This window comes from Nocardia salmonicida, from assembly GCF_036142455.1.
In the GTDB taxonomy this organism is placed as follows: domain Bacteria; phylum Actinomycetota; class Actinomycetes; order Mycobacteriales; family Mycobacteriaceae; genus Nocardia; species Nocardia salmonicida.
Genome location: NZ_CP108014.1, coordinates 1,963,505 through 1,978,295, shown reverse-complemented (window position 1 = coordinate 1,978,295; position 14,791 = coordinate 1,963,505). Strand labels below are relative to the sequence as shown.

The 14,791-nt window shown below is 68.5% G+C and carries 14 protein-coding genes; 9 read left to right on the top strand and 5 right to left on the bottom strand.

The window, feature by feature from the left end:
- Positions 1–101: 101 nt before the first annotated feature.
- Complete coding sequence (locus OHS03_RS09325; protein WP_328662361.1) at positions 102–740, bottom strand: response regulator; 639 nt, start codon at positions 738–740, stop codon at positions 102–104.
- Positions 737–1,891 (bottom strand): sensor histidine kinase, encoded by a 1,155-nt coding sequence (locus OHS03_RS09320; protein ID WP_328662360.1) that lies wholly within the window; start codon positions 1,889–1,891, stop codon positions 737–739. The genes OHS03_RS09325 and OHS03_RS09320 overlap by 4 nt, the downstream gene beginning before the upstream one ends.
- 214 nt (positions 1,892–2,105) lie before the next feature.
- Between OHS03_RS09320 and OHS03_RS09315 the strand changes: the two genes are divergently transcribed.
- Positions 2,106–3,596 (top strand): multicopper oxidase family protein, encoded by a 1,491-nt coding sequence (locus tag OHS03_RS09315; protein ID WP_328662359.1) that lies wholly within the window; start codon positions 2,106–2,108, stop codon positions 3,594–3,596.
- A 58-nt stretch (positions 3,597–3,654) separates the two neighbouring features.
- The gene (locus OHS03_RS09310) at positions 3,655–5,007 is read left to right on the top strand and encodes a TIGR01777 family oxidoreductase (RefSeq protein WP_328662358.1); all 1,353 of its coding nucleotides are present in this window, start codon (positions 3,655–3,657) and stop codon (positions 5,005–5,007) included.
- Between the two features lie 144 nt (positions 5,008–5,151).
- Here OHS03_RS09310 and OHS03_RS09305 read toward each other — a convergent pair whose 3' ends face one another.
- Positions 5,152–5,988 carry a MerR family transcriptional regulator gene (locus OHS03_RS09305; protein WP_328662357.1) on the bottom strand — a complete coding sequence of 279 codons (837 nt, stop codon included), beginning with the start codon at positions 5,986–5,988 and terminating at the stop codon, positions 5,152–5,154.
- 174 nt (positions 5,989–6,162) lie between these two features.
- Here OHS03_RS09305 and OHS03_RS09300 point away from each other — a divergent pair, with 174 nt between their 5' ends.
- The 7 genes from OHS03_RS09300 (at position 6,163) to OHS03_RS09270 (ending at position 13,241) form a co-directional block, all read left to right on the top strand.
- Positions 6,163–6,756 (top strand): lipocalin family protein, encoded by a 594-nt coding sequence (locus OHS03_RS09300; RefSeq protein ID WP_405145704.1) that lies wholly within the window; start codon positions 6,163–6,165, stop codon positions 6,754–6,756.
- Positions 6,753–8,063, top strand: coding sequence for a cryptochrome/photolyase family protein (locus OHS03_RS09295; RefSeq protein ID WP_328662356.1), 1,311 nt, complete (start codon positions 6,753–6,755; stop codon positions 8,061–8,063). The genes OHS03_RS09300 and OHS03_RS09295 overlap by 4 nt, the downstream gene beginning before the upstream one ends.
- 120 nt (positions 8,064–8,183) lie before the next feature.
- A complete protein-coding gene (locus tag OHS03_RS09290; protein WP_328662355.1) occupies positions 8,184–8,840 on the top strand; it encodes a fasciclin domain-containing protein in 657 nt (218 codons plus the stop codon).
- Between the two features lie 122 nt (positions 8,841–8,962).
- Positions 8,963–9,610, top strand: coding sequence for an ECF RNA polymerase sigma factor SigK (sigK, locus tag OHS03_RS09285; protein ID WP_056817712.1), 648 nt, complete (start codon positions 8,963–8,965; stop codon positions 9,608–9,610).
- Complete coding sequence (locus OHS03_RS09280) at positions 9,607–10,344, top strand: anti-sigma factor (protein ID WP_328662354.1); 738 nt, start codon at positions 9,607–9,609, stop codon at positions 10,342–10,344. Before sigK ends, OHS03_RS09280 begins: the two co-directional genes overlap by 4 nt.
- Positions 10,345–10,392: 48 nt before the next feature.
- Entirely contained in the window at positions 10,393–11,934 is a 1,542-nt protein-coding gene (locus tag OHS03_RS09275) for a molybdopterin-dependent oxidoreductase (protein ID WP_328662353.1), read from the top strand.
- 179 nt (positions 11,935–12,113) lie between these two features.
- Positions 12,114–13,241 (top strand): magnesium and cobalt transport protein CorA, encoded by a 1,128-nt coding sequence (locus tag OHS03_RS09270; protein ID WP_328662352.1) that lies wholly within the window; start codon positions 12,114–12,116, stop codon positions 13,239–13,241.
- Between the two features lie 13 nt (positions 13,242–13,254).
- Here the strand turns inward: OHS03_RS09270 and OHS03_RS09265 are convergent, their stop codons facing one another.
- On the bottom strand, positions 13,255–13,578 hold the full coding sequence (locus OHS03_RS09265; protein ID WP_328662351.1) for a hypothetical protein: 324 nt from the start codon (positions 13,576–13,578) through the stop codon (positions 13,255–13,257).
- Positions 13,579–13,777: 199 nt separating this feature from the next.
- Positions 13,778–14,761 (bottom strand): methylmalonyl Co-A mutase-associated GTPase MeaB, encoded by a 984-nt coding sequence (meaB, locus tag OHS03_RS09260; RefSeq protein ID WP_056817716.1) that lies wholly within the window; start codon positions 14,759–14,761, stop codon positions 13,778–13,780.
- Between the last annotated feature and the right edge of the window lie 30 nt (positions 14,762–14,791).

The window sequence follows — 14,791 nt, the reverse complement described above, 5'->3', positions numbered from 1 at the left end:
TCACAGTATCGGGCTAGATCACATCGCTGTTACCGTCCTCATACCATTTCGTCACCAACAGCCCGCTGTGATTGGTCACTGTCACAATCCGGCCCGGGCGATCAGCCGGTGATCTTGGACGCGTAGACAGCGAGCCGAATGCGGTTGTCGGTGCCCGTTTTGTCGAGCAGGTTGGCGACGTGGCTCTTCACGGTGCTCACGCCGAGATGGAGCTGGTCGGCGATCGCCTGATTGCCGTGCCCGGCGCCGACCAGGCGCAGAACGTCGAGTTCACGAGGTGTCAGATCGGCAGGCAGGGATGGCGTTTCGGGGGCCGATTGCGCTGCGAGAGCCCGTCCGACCAGTCGACGCAGGAGCACGGGCGAGAACAGCAGATCACCGTCCACCGTGCGCCGGATCGCGTCGAGCAGCACAGCGGGCTCGGTGTCTTTGACGAAATAGCCCGCGGCCCCGGCCGATAGCGCGGGGAACAGGTGTTCGTCGTCGTCGAAGGTGGTGAGCACGAGCACTTTCGCGCGCGGTGACGAGGCGAGGATCTGCCGGGTCGCCGCGACACCGTCCAGTCCGGGCATGCGCAGATCCATGACGACCAGATCGGGGGTCAGCTCGGCGTGCAGTCGCACCGCTTCGACGCCGTCGGCCGCCTCCCCGACGACGACGAGATCGGTGGTGTCCTCGATGAGCATCCGCAGGCCCGCGCGCACGAGACGCTGATCGTCCACCAGCAAGACTGTGATCACGACGCCTCCACTCCCCTTGTACTGTCCGGCAGCCAGGCGCGCACCGTCCAACTCTCGTCGTCGGCGCCCGTGCCGACCGTGAGGGTGCCACCCGCGAGTTCGGCGCGCTCGCGCATCCCGACGATGCCGTGTCCCGCGACGGCAGTCGCTTCGCGAGCGCCGCTGACGACTTCGATGGTGATCCCGTCGTCGTGTCTGCCGATCCGGAATCGCACCGGCACACCGTGATCGGCGTGCTTCATCACGTTGGTCAGTGATTCCTGTACCAGCCGTAGCAGAGTGAGCCTGCTGATCGCGTCGAGCCCGCCGAGGTCGGCATCGACTTCGGCCTCCACGGCGAACCCGGCGGCACGAGCCCGGGTGAGCGCGGCGTCGATTTCGGTCGCCACCGCGTCGGTGTCGACCAGGGCGACGGTGCCCAGGGCCGGATCACGCAGGGCGGCGAGCAGCCTGCGGATGTCGGCGAGCGCGTCGGCCGCAGTGCCACGGACGTCGTCGAGGACAGCGACGATGCGCGGATCGGCTTCTCGCACAACATGTCCGGCCACCGAGATCCGCAGGATGATCGAGGCCATGTGGTGGGCGACCACGTCGTGGAGTTCTCTGGCCAGTGCGGCGCGCTCGTCGAGACGGGTCCGCGCTTGCGCCTCGACAGCGCGCAGTCGCAGATTCCGCGCCAGGTCACGCTGTCCGCGCAGGTACAGCCCGAGCAGCAACGGCAACCCCACATACGCCGCGGCCTCGACGAGGGTGGACGCCCGCCCGATCGAGGTGTCGTGCAGACCGACCCGCCCGAGCGTCACGGCGGCTGCCCATCCCGCGGTCGCCACCGCCACGATCGACCACCGGTGCGTGCGCGCCACCACATCGACCAAGGCCACCGCGCCGAGGTAGGGCACCAGGCCGGAGACGCCCCAGGCCTCCGTGCGCAGCATCGGTACGGCCAGTGCCGACAGCACCAGCGATACCGCCAGCGGCCATCGTGATCCGGCCGCGAATACCACGGCCGCGGTCATCGCCAGCAGCCAGTAGTGCGCGGGCACGCGGTACTGGTCCGGGTAGGTGCTGGCCAGCAGCACCACCGGGATCAGCGCCAGCGGCAGCCACCGCAGCAGCCCGCGCAGGTCGCGGCGGGCACGGATGTCGATCACGCCCCCACGGTAGGCGACCGAGCGGTTCGGACCGCACCAGTAGGCGGTCGGCGCGTCCGCGCGGGAGAGGACCGAGCGGCTCGAACTACCACGCGACCGGCATGTCCGCAAGGGCCGTGCGGGCGGAATCCGGTGGGCCCGATCCGGCTGTTCGGCGGAGTCGCTGCCGCCGTCATCGCACCAAGCTGGAGGCTCCCGCACAGAAGGAGCGCATGTGGTCTCGCGACGAGGATTTCTCACCGGTCTTGCCCTCACACCGGTGGTGTTCGCGGCCGGGTGTTCGATTCGCCCGTCGACACCTGGTCCGGGCACCGGCTCGACCCGCCCGCTACCTATCCCGCCGCTGGCCGCCGCTGCCGTCGGAGCGGACGGCGTCCGCCGGTTCACGCTGCGGGCGCAGGCAGGCACCACCGAGATGATCCAGGGCAAGCGGACCCCCACCTGGGGCTACAGCGGGTCCGTTCTCGGGCCGACGGTGCGCGCTCGACGCGGCGAGAAGGTCGCCTTCACCATCACCAACGATCTGCCCGAGCCCACCTCGGTGCACTGGCACGGCATGCACCTGCCCGCGAAGTTCGACGGTGGTCCCCACCAGATGATCGGGCCGGGCGCGGTGTGGGCGCCGACATGGACGGTGCAGCAGCAGGCCGCGACGCTCTGGTACCACCCACATCCACACGGCGCGACCGAAAAGCATGTCCACCGTGGGCTTTCCGGCTTCTTCCTGATCGACGACGATGCGGCGGACGCGCTGGACCTGCCGAAAGACTATGGGGTCGACGACATTCCGTTGGTGATCCAGGATCGCCGGTTCACTGCCGACGGTGCGCTCGACGAATCCGACGCCACCGATGTCGGCCTGCTCGGCGACACGATTGTCACCAACGGCATCGCCGACGCCCACCTGTCGGTCACCACCGACCGCGTCCGGTTGCGCATCCTCAACGGCTCGTCGGGCCGCCTCTACAACCTCGCCTTCGGTGACGGCAGAGCGTTCCAGCTCATTGCCACCGACGGTGGCCTGCTCCCGAAACCTTTTTCCGCGAACCGGATTCAGCTGAGTCCCGGTGAACGTGTCGAGGTGGTGGTCTCCGTTGGTGCGGGCGAGAACGTCACGTTACGGTCCCTGCCGATCAGCGAGCGCGCGGGCATCGACCGCGCCACCGAGTTCGGCTTCGACGACACCTTCGACATCCTGACACTGCGTGCCGCCGAATCCCTGCGACCTTCTGCCGCGCTGCCCACGACGCTGATCCCGATGCGTGCTCTCGCCGCCGCGACCGCCCCACCGACCCGCTCGTTCGACCTGCAATGGTTCATGATCAACAACCGCCGCATGGACATGAACCGCATCGACATGAGCATTCCCGTCGATACCACCGAAGTCTGGACGGTTCGCAACAAGGACAACTGGCCGCACAACTTCCACGTCCACGACGTCCAATTCCAGATCCTCGCCGTCGACGGAACACCGCCTCCCCCAGCCCTTTCCGGCTGGAAGGACACCGTCTACACCGCCCCCGACACCACCTATACCCTCGCCATGCACTTCGCCGACCACACCGATCCCACCTATCCGTACATGTACCACTGCCACCTCCTCCACCACGAAGACCAGGGCATGATGGGCCAATTCCTGGTCCTGGCCCCTGGTCAGCAACCCGCTCCGATGCAGATGGACATGGGCGCGATGGGCCACGGCTGAAGCCGCGTTTCGATGCGTCATCGCTTCACCGATCGCTGATCGTGGCTACAGTCGAGTCATGGGCATCGAGTGTTCTGGCATCGTCGCAACACCCCGGGCCGACGTCTTCGCCTGGTTCGCTCGTCGCGGAGCGTTCACGCGATTGGCTCCGCCGTGGCAACCGGTCACCCTGCTCGACGAGGCCGATTCGCTGGCCACCGGGCGCGCGGTGCTCGGTCTTCCCGGCGGGCTGCGCTGGGTCGCCGCGCACGACCCCGAGCAGTATCACCCACCGGAGCGGTTCGCCGATGCCGTCGCGGCGGACGGACCGGCCTCGTTGCCGGTCTCGCGCCTGCTGCCGTGGCGGCACGTCCACGAGTTCGCCGAGATCGACGACGCGCACACCCGGGTCATCGATCGGGTGCAGACCCCGATTCCGGAGTCGCTCTTGCGGCCGATGTTCGACTACCGCTACCGCCAGCTGACCAATGATCTGGCCGCCCACCTGCGTGCGAGCCAGTCCGGCTGGCAACCGTCGACGATCGCGATCACCGGCGCGTCGGGGCTCGTCGGCTCCGCGTTGAGCGCCTTCCTCAGCACCGGCGGGCATCGCGTCGTGCGCTTGGTCCGCCATGACGCGCGTCATCCCGACGAACGACAGTGGGACCCCGCCGCACCCGCCGCCGACCTGCTCGCCGACGTCGACGCCGTGGTTCATCTGGCCGGGGCATCCATCGCGGGCCGGTTCACCGCCGCGCACCGGCGAGCGGTGGCCGACAGCCGCATCGAGCCGACCCGGCGACTCGCCGAACTCGCCGCCGGCTCGGGGGTCGACACCTTCGTGAGCGCTTCGGCCATCGGCTACTACGGATACGACCGCGGCGAGCAGACGCTGACCGAGCAGTCCGAGCGCGGTGACGGGTTTCTGGCCGATGTGGTCGAGCAGTGGGAGGACGCCTGCGAGCCCGCCGCGGTGGGCGGAGTCCGTGTCGTGCGGGTGCGCACCGGCATCGTGCAGTCTCCGCGTGGCGGCACCCTACGGTTGCTGCGACCGCTGTTCAGCGCCGGGCTCGGTGGGCGGATCGGGGACGGCCGACAGTGGTTGTCGTGGATCGGTATCGACGATCTCGTCGACGTCTACCATCGCGCGCTGTGGGACGATACCCTGCGCGGACCGGTCAATGCTGTTGCGCCGCAGGCGGTTCGCAACAGCGATTACACCCGGGTGTTGGCACGAGTGCTCCATCGTCCCGCGCTGCTGCCGGTCCCGAGTTTCGGTCCGGCCATCCTTCTCGGCAGACAGGGATCGCGGGAACTCGCCGAGGCTAATCAGCGGGTGACGCCGACCCGGCTGACGGAGGCCGGGCACACCTTCCGTACCGAGGGCTTGGAGGAGACGCTGCGGCATCTACTCGGGCGAACCGCGAGCTGACAGAGCCCGGCGCCAGTCGTCAGCATCGAGCGACAGCGGTCGGCGGGGTCCGACCACCACCTGCCAGCCGTGCCGCCTCGAACGCATCGACTGCGCATCGTTGACCCGTCGACACCGAGCCCAACGCGGCAGATCCGGCAATATTCAGCACAGGGCATCGACCGCGAGTGCGAGTCCGCCGATCCGCTCGACCGTCTCCGGCAGCATCACGACCTCCCACCCCGGCCCACCGACGAGCACCCGCGCGCCTGCCCCCGCACACGCCAGCACCGCCGAGGTCAACGCGGTCGACTCCCGTTGCGACCACAGCAACACCGAGGCCCCGCTCGGATGCCTGGCGAGCGCGTCGGACAGCGCGACCGTCGGCACGTCGGCGCCCAGCATGCGCGCACCGACACCGGCCTGAGCCAGGGCGGCACGCAACACATCGAGCGGGAGCGAATGCGTTTCACCGCTGGTGCACGCGAGCAGCACGGGCGCGCTGCTCTGCGCCGGTTTCACCTGCTGCATGACTGCCGCGATCGACCACGACAGCAGGTGCTCGACGTCGATGCAGCCCTCACCGCCGCCCTGCCGCGCGACGACATCGGCGAAGGCGGGGCGGCACAGGGTCTCCCAGGTCTGGACAACGCCGTGCGCCCGCACGTGCGCGTCCAGATGCGCGCACACGGTGGTGGTATCCAGTGCGAACGCCGCGTCGAGCAGGCCGGCGCGGTCACCGAGCACCGGCGCGGGCCCACGAGCCGCCGCTGCGGCCCCGGCCGGACTCGCGCCGCCGCCGATGAGCTCGAGCATGTGCTCGAGCACGGCGATATCGGTGTCGGAGTAGAGGCGATGGCGGCCGGGCCGATCCTGGGCGGGACCGATGCCGTAGCGGCGGTTCCAGCTCCGCAGGGTCGCGGTCGGGATGCCGAGACGATCGGCCACCGCGCGCACCGTGAATCCGGCCGCGGCGGATTCGGGAGCAAAACCGGCGGACATCGTTTCATTCTGCCCGCAATGGCATGACCGGCGCGTCACGACCCGTCCTCCGCGCGTCGGCGGCGTACGCTGCCCGCCGAATCGACCTCCCACCGAACCGACTATTTCATGCATCAATAATGCATCGTTTGCTGCTAGCATGGTGAGAACACCACCAACCCGCGAGGAGTTCCTGTGCGCACCCGTCTCGGCCCGTGGACCACCACCCTGCTGATCGCCGTCGGCCTCTCCGTCACGGGCGCCGCCACCGCAGCCGCGCAACCGCCCGCGCCGGTACCTCGTCTCGAGCTCGACCGCTATCTCGGCGAATGGCATCAGCTCGCGGCGGTACCGCAGCCGTTCAACCTCAATTGCGCGCGGGATACCACCGCGACCTACACCCTCGACCCGGCCGGCGACGTCGGCGTCTTCAACCGCTGCCACACCTGGACCGGCGGCGTCGACGAGATCCGTGGCACCGCGACGGTGAACGACCCGGCCACCAACGCGCAACTGCACGTGAGCTTTCCGGGTGTTCCCGGCCAGGACGGGCTTCGAGGAGACACCAACTACATCGTGACCGCGCTCGGCCCGGACTATTCGTGGGCTCTGGTCACCTCGCCGAGCAGGCTGTCCGGTTTCGTCCTCTCCCGCACTCCGGCACTCGACGATGCCACCTGGCAGCAGATCGACGAGGCGATCAGGATCGCCGGTCAGGACCCGTGCATCTATCTCACCTCACCCACGACCGGTGGACGCGAGGGCGTGGCGCCCCTCTGCGCACGATGAGCGTCGCCATCGCCCTGTTCACCCGCGACCTGCGCGTGCACGACAACCCGGTGCTCACCGCGGCCGCGCGCGATACCGACCAGGTGGTGCCGCTGTTCGTCGTCGACGAGGCGCTGGTGCCCGATCGCTGCCCGCCCAATCGCGCGCACTTCCTCGCCGCCGCATTGGCCGAACTCGACAAGGAACTGCGCGCACTCGGCGGCACACTCGTCGTGCGCCGCGGCGCGGTGATCGACGAAGTCGAGCGAGTGGTGAAGGAAACCGGCGCCGCGAGCGTGCACCTGGCCGAGGATGTCAGCCGCTACAGCAGCAAGCGCGAGAAGGCGCTGCGCCAGATCCCCGACATCACCGTGGTGTGCCATTCCGGTTCCGTCACAGCCACTTCCGCCGAGTTGGTCCCGTCGACGGGACGCGATCATTTCGCGGTTTTCACCCCGTACTTCCGGCGCTGGAGCGCGGCACATCACCGCACCCCACTGGCGGCGCCGCGATCACTGGCGGTGCCGACGATCCGGAGTGAGGCGCTGCCACAAGCGCAGAATCTGAGCTCGGGAGAGCCGTCGCCCCGGTTGCAGGTCGGTGGGGAGTCCACCGGGCGGGCCCTGCTGCAGGACTGGCTCGACGGCCCGATCGTCGACTATGCCCGCGACAACGACTTTCTCGCCGCCGATGCCACCTCCCGGTTGTCGCCGTATATCCACTTCGGATGCGTCTCGCCCACCGAGGTGGTGAGCCGGGTCGATACGTCGACCGAAGGCGGACTCGCCTTCGCCCGGCAGCTGGCCTGGCGCGACTTCCACCACCAGGTGCTCGCCGCCCGCCCCGATGCCGCCTGGTCGGACTACCGCACACGCGTGAACGCCGGCCCCGACGACGAAAAAGCCGTCGCCGCTTGGCGAGACGGGCGCACCGGCTACCCGATCGTCGACGCGGGCATGCGGCAACTGCGCGCCGAGGGCTGGATGCCGGGGCGAGCGCGCTTGATCGCGGCCAGCTTCCTCGCCAAGTCGCTCCATCAGGACTGGCGGGTCGGCGCGGCACATTTCCTGCGCTGGCTCGTCGACGCCGACCTCGCGAACAACCAGCTCAACTGGCAGTGGGTCGCGGGCACCGGCACCGACACCCGGCCCAACCGGGTTCTCAACCCCCTGCGGCAGGCCGACCGCTACGACCCCGACGGCGTCTACGTGCGGCGCTGGCTGCCCGAGTTGGCGCATCTGCCCGGCGCGAGCATTCACCGTCCGTGGCGCGAGAACGTCGCTGCGGCAGACTATCCCGCGCCGATCATCGATTGTGTCGGCAGCTAGCGCGATGTCGAGGAAATCACTTCGGCTCGCGACCAGTCCGAGCCACCGAGCCTGCCGAACTCCGTTGCGTCCAGAACCTGTGCGGCACTTCGCCGCCTCGACGGAAGTGACGGAAACACCATGCGATCTCTGCCAAGAACTCTCGTTGCGGCGATGCTCCTCGGCTCGGCCCTCGGCCTCGCGGCCTGTTCCGACGACAACTCGAGCACCACCGCCGCCTCGTCCTCCGCCGCGCCGATGACGTCGGCACCGGCCGCGACCACCGGCGCGTCCGCAGCCTCCGCGGACCTGGTCGGGCCCGGGTGCGCGGCATACGCCGCCCAGGTTCCCAGTGGACCCGGCTCGGTCAGCGGGATGGCCCAGGAACCGGTCGCCGTCGCCGCGTCCAACAACCCGATGCTCACTACCCTGGTTTCGGCGGTCTCGGGCAAACTCAATCCCGAGGTCAACCTGGTGGATACGCTCAACGGCGGTCAGTTCACCGTTTTCGCGCCCGTCGACTCGGCATTCGCGAAAATCGATCCGGCCACGATCGAGTCGTTGAAGACCGATTCGGCTACGCTCACCTCGATCCTCACCTATCACGTGGTGCCGGGCCAGATCGCGCCGCAGAACATCGCGGGCACACACAAGACGGTCCAGGGCGCCGACGTCACGGTCAGTGGCTCGGGTAACACGATCAAGGTCGCCGACGCGAACGTCATCTGCGGTGGCATCCGCACCGCCAACGCCACCGTGTACATGATCGACAGCGTGCTCATGCCGCCTGCGGCATGATGTCGACGATGGTCGCGCCGGCGCTCAGTCCAGCGTCACTGCAGAAATATCTCGGCGACGCCCATCCGAACCCGAAGGCAGGCCGAAATCCCTCTCATGCTGATTCAAGCAGGGACCACACGATGACGGCCCGGCCCGGCTCCTCACCGATCCGCCTGCGATCGGTGACCGAGCCGGCTCCGGCCTGCCCGGCGGGCGCCCAGCGCGACTATGCCGTGCAAGCGCGACTGGTCACCTTGCTCGACGATGTCGCGGCAGGTGACCGGTCGGCCTTCGCCGAGTTCTACCGGGCCACCAGCCCGCGGGTGTTCGGGCTCGCGCTCCGTGTGGTGCGCAACCACGGCGCCGCCGAGGACATCGCCCAAGAGGTGTTCCTCCAGGTCTGGTCGCTGGCCGGGCAGTACGACGCGGCCAAGGCCAGCCCGATCGGCTGGCTGATGATGCTCACCCACCGGCGCGCGGTCGACCGGGTACGGGCCGAGCAGTCGGCCACCCGTCGCGACATCGTGTTCGGTCACGCCCACCTCGGCTGCGACCACGACATCGTGGCCGAGGAGGTCACTCAGCGACTCGACGAGCAGTCGGTGCTGGACTGTCTCGAGACCATGACCGAGCTCCAACGTGAAGCGGTGGCGCTGGCGTACTACGGCGGCCGCACCTACGTCGAGGTCTCCGAGACCCTGGCGGTGCCGTTGCCGACAGTGAAGAGCCGGATCAAAGACGGCTTGAAGCGGCTCGAGAATTGTTTGACCGGAGGTGGTTCCCGATGAGCGAGACCGATCGGCGAACGCCCTGGTCGTGGATCGACGAGGCCTACCCGTATGCCATCGACGCGCTGGATCCCGCGCAGCGACAGGCGCTCGACGACTGGCTGGAGGCCGCCGGACCCGACCGGGTGGCCGAATTCCAGACCGTCGTTCGTCGCATCCAGGAGACCATGGCGGAGCTGACCGTGTTCGACTCGGTCCCGCCACCGGCGCGACTCGAATCCGCGCTGATGCGGGCACTGGACCGCCACGACCCCCAGATACATCCGCTCGCGCGGCATCGCGCGCTCGGCAAGCGGTGGCAGCTGCGGTGGTTGACCGTCGCCGCCGCGGCGATCGTGGCGGTCGGCGCCGGCGTCGGCATCGCGGTGGTGATGGAGCGCGCGGACGACGGCACGGGAGCCGTCACCGCACAGCAGGTGCTCGACCAGCCCGACAGCGTGGAGTCCTCGGTCGCCGTACCCGGCGGCGGCGCGATGACGGTGTATCAGTCGAAGTCCCTCGGCGCCGCCGCGGTGTCGTTCGACGATATGCCCGCGCTGCCCGCCGATCGCAGCTACCAACTGTGGCGGCTGACAGGCGAGAGCGACCCGCCGACATCGGTGGCGGTGATGGACGGTCAGACCTCGGTCGTCACCGCTGTCGACCACGCCGACACCCTCGCGGTCACCGTCGAGCCCGCCGGTGGTTCGCCCGGGCCGACCACTTCCCCGATCGTCAGCATGATCGTCGGCTGACCCGCTTCGGCGGGCCGTGCCGACACTCGAAACACCAGGAGTGACAGCATGGTTCGCCGACTAGGTTTCACCCATCGTCATCCGGGCCGTCTCGCCGCGGCAGCCGCCGCGACGGCCGCGGCAGCGCTCGTCCTCGGGGTCGGACACCTCGTCGCCGTGTTCGTCGATCCGGCCTCTTCTCCCTTTTTCGTCCTCGGTGCCACCGTGGTCGATCACACACCGAAGTGGTTGAAAGACAACGCCATCCGCTGGTTCGGGGCTAACGACAAGGTGGCTCTGGCCGTCACGATGGGCCTGGTGATGGCGGTGGCTGCCGCGATGATCGGTCTGGTGGCCCGCCGCAGCCTGGCCTCGGCGGCGGGCCTGCTGGGCGCGCTCGGTGTAGTTGTGGCGGGCTTGGCCCTGCTCCGCCCTACTGCCACACCGCTTTTCGTTGTCCCATCGGTGGTCGGGGCGATGGCCGGGATCGCGGCGCTGTGCGCGCTGTTCCTCGTGCCGTCGGAGGGCGCCCAGCAGGCGGGGCCGACGCGGCGCGGCTTCCTGCTCGCGCTGACGGCGGTGGCCGCAGGAGCCGCGGCGGCGGGTGCGGCGGGGCGGGTCATCGGTACCCGACTGCGCGACATCACTGCCGACCGGGCGGCTTTCGTGCTCCCCCGGGTCGCGGATCCGGCCCTGCCGGTCACCGCCGAGATGGACCGAGCGATTCCCGGACTCACTCGATTCATCACCCCCGCAACGAATTTTTACCGGGTCGACACCGCGCTACAGCTCCCGTCGTTGACCCGCGCGCAATGGCGGCTACGCATCCATGGGATGGTGGACCGCGAAATACGTCTCGACTTCGACGAATTGAGCGCCAGGCGCGCCGTCGAGTCGCTCATCACGCTCACCTGCGTGTCCAACGAGGTCGGTGGTGATCTCGCAGGCACCGCGCTGTGGACCGGATATCGTCTGTCCGATCTGCTGGCCGAGGCGGGCCCTTCCGCCGACGCCGACATGATCCTGTCGCGCAGCATCGACGGATTCACCGCGGGAACACCACTGGCTGCCGTGCGCGGCAACCCCGACGCCCTGCTCGCCGTCGCGATGAACGGCGAAGCGCTGCCCGTCGCCCATGGCTACCCGGCCCGCATGATCGTGCCCGGCCTCTACGGCTACGTCTCGGCCACCAAATGGGTTGTCGACCTGGAACTCACCCGATTCGACCGCGCCGAGGCGTACTGGACCCAACGCGACTGGGCGCCGCGGGCACCGGTCAAGACCGCGTCCCGGATCGATGTCCCGGCAGCCTTCGCCCACCTCGACGCCGGAGCCGTGACCGTGGCCGGCGTCGCCTGGGCCCAGGGCCGCGGGATCAGCGCCGTGGAGATCCAGGTCGACGACGGCCCGTGGCAGCCAACCACACTCGCCACGGCCTACTCCCTCGATACCTGGCGCCAATGGACCTGGACCTGGGATGCCTCGCCGGGCACCCACTCTCTTCGCGTGCGCGCGGTCGATGCCACCGGCGAGGTCCAGACCGACGCCAGAGCCACCCCGTTCCCCGACGGCGCGACAGGCAGGCATTCGCGCGTTGTCATGGTGCGGTGAGATAGTTCACCAGGGCGTCGACGAGCCGAGGGTGCCTTTCTCACGCTGGGCGCCGGTGTCGAATCCGTCCACGCGCGACGAGTCGGATCGGCCAAGGCCCGAAGACCCCTCGGTTCGGTTGCGTCCGCGTCGGCCACCGTGGGATGCTGCGCAACGATCGAAGAGAGCGAGGTGAAACGATGGTCGACGACCCTCACGTCTCATCGACTCGCCTCGCGCCCCGGCGCAGCATCGGGGCCGTGGTATCAGGCTCTCCGCTGCTGTCGCGCGGTAGACGCCGGGCGCAAGTCGTCCCCAAACCCTCGGTCCCGACCGCGCGCGCCATCATCGACTGCGCCGCCTACGTCGACGGCAACCGTCTACCCGGCCGATTCACCCCCGAGACCGCCCTGGCCGAAATCCGCGCGCGCGGTACCGGTTTCGTGTGGATCGGCCTCTTCCAGCCCGACCTGCGGCAGATGGGCGAGGTCGCCGAGACATTCGGCCTGCACGAGCTCGCCGTCGAGGACGCCGTCACCGGCAGACAGCGCCCGAAATTCGAACGCTACGACGACACCATGGTCACCGTGATGCGCACCGTCGCCTATGTCGAGCACGATATGCACATCGTCAGCGAGATCGTGCAGACCGGCGAGATCATGGTTTTCCTCGGCGCCGATTTCGTCGTGGCGGTCCGCCACGGCGAACACAACGAACTCACCGCGGTCCGGCACCGGCTCGAGACCGAACCCGATCGCCTCGCACTCGGCCCCGGCGTAGTGCTGCACGCGATCGCCGACCACGTCGTCGACACCTACATCGATGTCACCCAGGCGGTCGAGTTCGATGTCGAGTCCATGGAAGAGGAGCTGTTCAGCCCGCGCAGCAAACTCCCCATCGAGGCGATCTACCAGCTCAAACGGGAAATCGTCGAGCTGCGTCGCGCCGTGCGCCCCCTCGCGGCCCCGCTGCAAACCCTCACCGCGCCGCGCACGCCCCTGCCCAAGGAAGTGCGGCGCTACCTGCGCGATGTCGCCGACCACCACAGCGGTGTCGCCGAACGCATCAACGACCTCGACGAGACCCTCACCACCCTCGTCGGCGCCGCCGTGGCCAAGATCGCGGTCCAGCAGAACACCGATATGCGCAAGATCTCGGCCTACATCGCCATCCTGGCCGTCCCCACCATGATCGCCGGCATCTACGGCATGAACTTCGATTACATGCCCGAGCTCAGACAGACCTGGGGCTACCCCGCCACGGTGATCGTCATGCTCGCCATCTGCACCGCCTTGATCGTCGTCTTCCGACGTATCCGCTGGTTGTGAGAGTCCGACCCGGTCATGCGAGTCGACCACATCGGGTCGCCACGAACCCGCAGAGCGCGATGGTGGTGATCATTCGCTTCCAGAGTCGCACCATCGCGAGCTCGAGAATGATGCCGATGCGGTCGGCGCAGGTGGTGGCCTCCGCGAGCGCCATCCGGTCATAGACCAGGGCTGGGTCGCTGAGGATCTCGTCCAGCCTCAGACCTGATATCGCCTGGTCGGACGTCAAGCCGAGTTCCGGCAGCCAGGTGAGCCGCCAACGACCGTCGCCCCCGAGAATCGCCCGTTCGGGCGTCCTGTCGCTGCTCATCATCCGATTCGTACGGAAGATCGTCATCACTGCCTCCTCGGCCGTCAGCTCTCGACGTCCACTTCCGAGGATCCTTGAAAATCGGCTCAGACAACAGCTGGCAAAGTGGTCGGAATCAGACTATGATCCACAAACTCCCACGTGAAGGCCACAATTCCGGGCGATCACCCTAGGGGCGACTCGATGACGCCACCAACAGCTACCGGCGGGCACCGTGGCAGGTGTCTCAGCTCCGGTCGAAGGCCGTGAGGATCTGTTCGGCAGCGAGAGCGGGGGTGAGCGTTCCAGCACGGACAGCCGATTCCACCTGCGCGCGAACATCTTTCACGTTCGGATTATCGGCCAGGCGGCGCAGGATCTGATCGTGGACCATGGTCCAGGTCCAGTCGACCTGCTGGCGGCGGCGCTTCTCGGCGAATTCGCCCGCGTCGGTGAGCACCCGCCGGTGATCGAGGACCGTGCCCCAGAACTTGTCCAGGCCAATGCCTTCCAGGCCGCTCATGGTGAGCACCGGTGGCTTCCACAGGGCATCGTGCGGGTGGATCAGGCGCAGCGCCCCTGCCAGTTCGCGGGCCGCGCCTTTGGCCTCGATCTCGTGTTTGCCGTCGGCCTTGTTGACCGCGACGAGTTCGGCCAGTTCCAGCACGCCCTTCTTGATGCCCTGCAACTGATCTCCGGTGCGAGCCAGGGTGAGGAAGCAGAACACGTCGACCATATTGGCGACGGTCACCTCGGACTGGCCTACGCCGACGGTCTCCACGAGGATCACGTCGTATCCGGCGGCTTCCAGGAGAACGATCGTTTCGCGGGTCGCCTTGGCTACGCCGCCGAGGGTGCCCGCCGTCGGGGACGGCCGGATGAACGCGTCGGCTTCCAGCGACAGCCGGGCCATGCGGGTCTTGTCACCGAGGATCGACCCGCCCGTGCGGGTCGAGGACGGGTCGACCGCGAGGACCGCGACTCGATGTCCCTTGGCCAGCAAGTACATACCGAGCGCGTCGATGAAGGTGGACTTGCCGACGCCGGGGACACCGGTGATGCCGACCCGGTTCGAGACGACGCTGCCCGGTTCCGCCGCCACCCGCAGCAGCAGCTGCTGCGCGAGTTCCCGATGATCGGAGCGGGTGGATTCGACCAGCGTGATCGCGCGGGCCAGCGCCGAGCGCTGCCCTGCCTTGACCTCCTCGGCGAGCGCGTCCACATCGATCATCCGGCGAACGCCCACGGCGGTGCGCCCCTC

What these genes read in the sequence shown, in the direction of transcription:
- OHS03_RS09280 (WP_328662354.1), top strand. Translation starts at nt 9,607, where the DNA reads ATGAGCGAGACCGATCGGCGAACGCCCTGGTCGTGGATCGACGAGGCC.
- sigK (WP_056817712.1), top strand. Translation starts at nt 8,963, where the DNA reads ATGACGGCCCGGCCCGGCTCCTCACCGATCCGCCTGCGATCGGTGACC.
- OHS03_RS09305 (WP_328662357.1), bottom strand. Translation starts at nt 5,988, where the DNA reads ATGTCCGCCGGTTTTGCTCCCGAATCCGCCGCGGCCGGATTCACGGTG.
- meaB (WP_056817716.1), bottom strand. Translation starts at nt 14,761, where the DNA reads ATGATCGATGTGGACGCGCTCGCCGAGGAGGTCAAGGCAGGGCAGCGC.
- OHS03_RS09270 (WP_328662352.1), top strand. Translation starts at nt 12,114, where the DNA reads ATGGTCGACGACCCTCACGTCTCATCGACTCGCCTCGCGCCCCGGCGC.
- OHS03_RS09265 (WP_328662351.1), bottom strand. Translation starts at nt 13,578, where the DNA reads ATGACGATCTTCCGTACGAATCGGATGATGAGCAGCGACAGGACGCCC.
- OHS03_RS09275 (WP_328662353.1), top strand. Translation starts at nt 10,393, where the DNA reads ATGGTTCGCCGACTAGGTTTCACCCATCGTCATCCGGGCCGTCTCGCC.
- OHS03_RS09310 (WP_328662358.1), top strand. Translation starts at nt 3,655, where the DNA reads ATGGGCATCGAGTGTTCTGGCATCGTCGCAACACCCCGGGCCGACGTC.
- OHS03_RS09290 (WP_328662355.1), top strand. Translation starts at nt 8,184, where the DNA reads ATGCGATCTCTGCCAAGAACTCTCGTTGCGGCGATGCTCCTCGGCTCG.
- OHS03_RS09295 (WP_328662356.1), top strand. Translation starts at nt 6,753, where the DNA reads ATGAGCGTCGCCATCGCCCTGTTCACCCGCGACCTGCGCGTGCACGAC.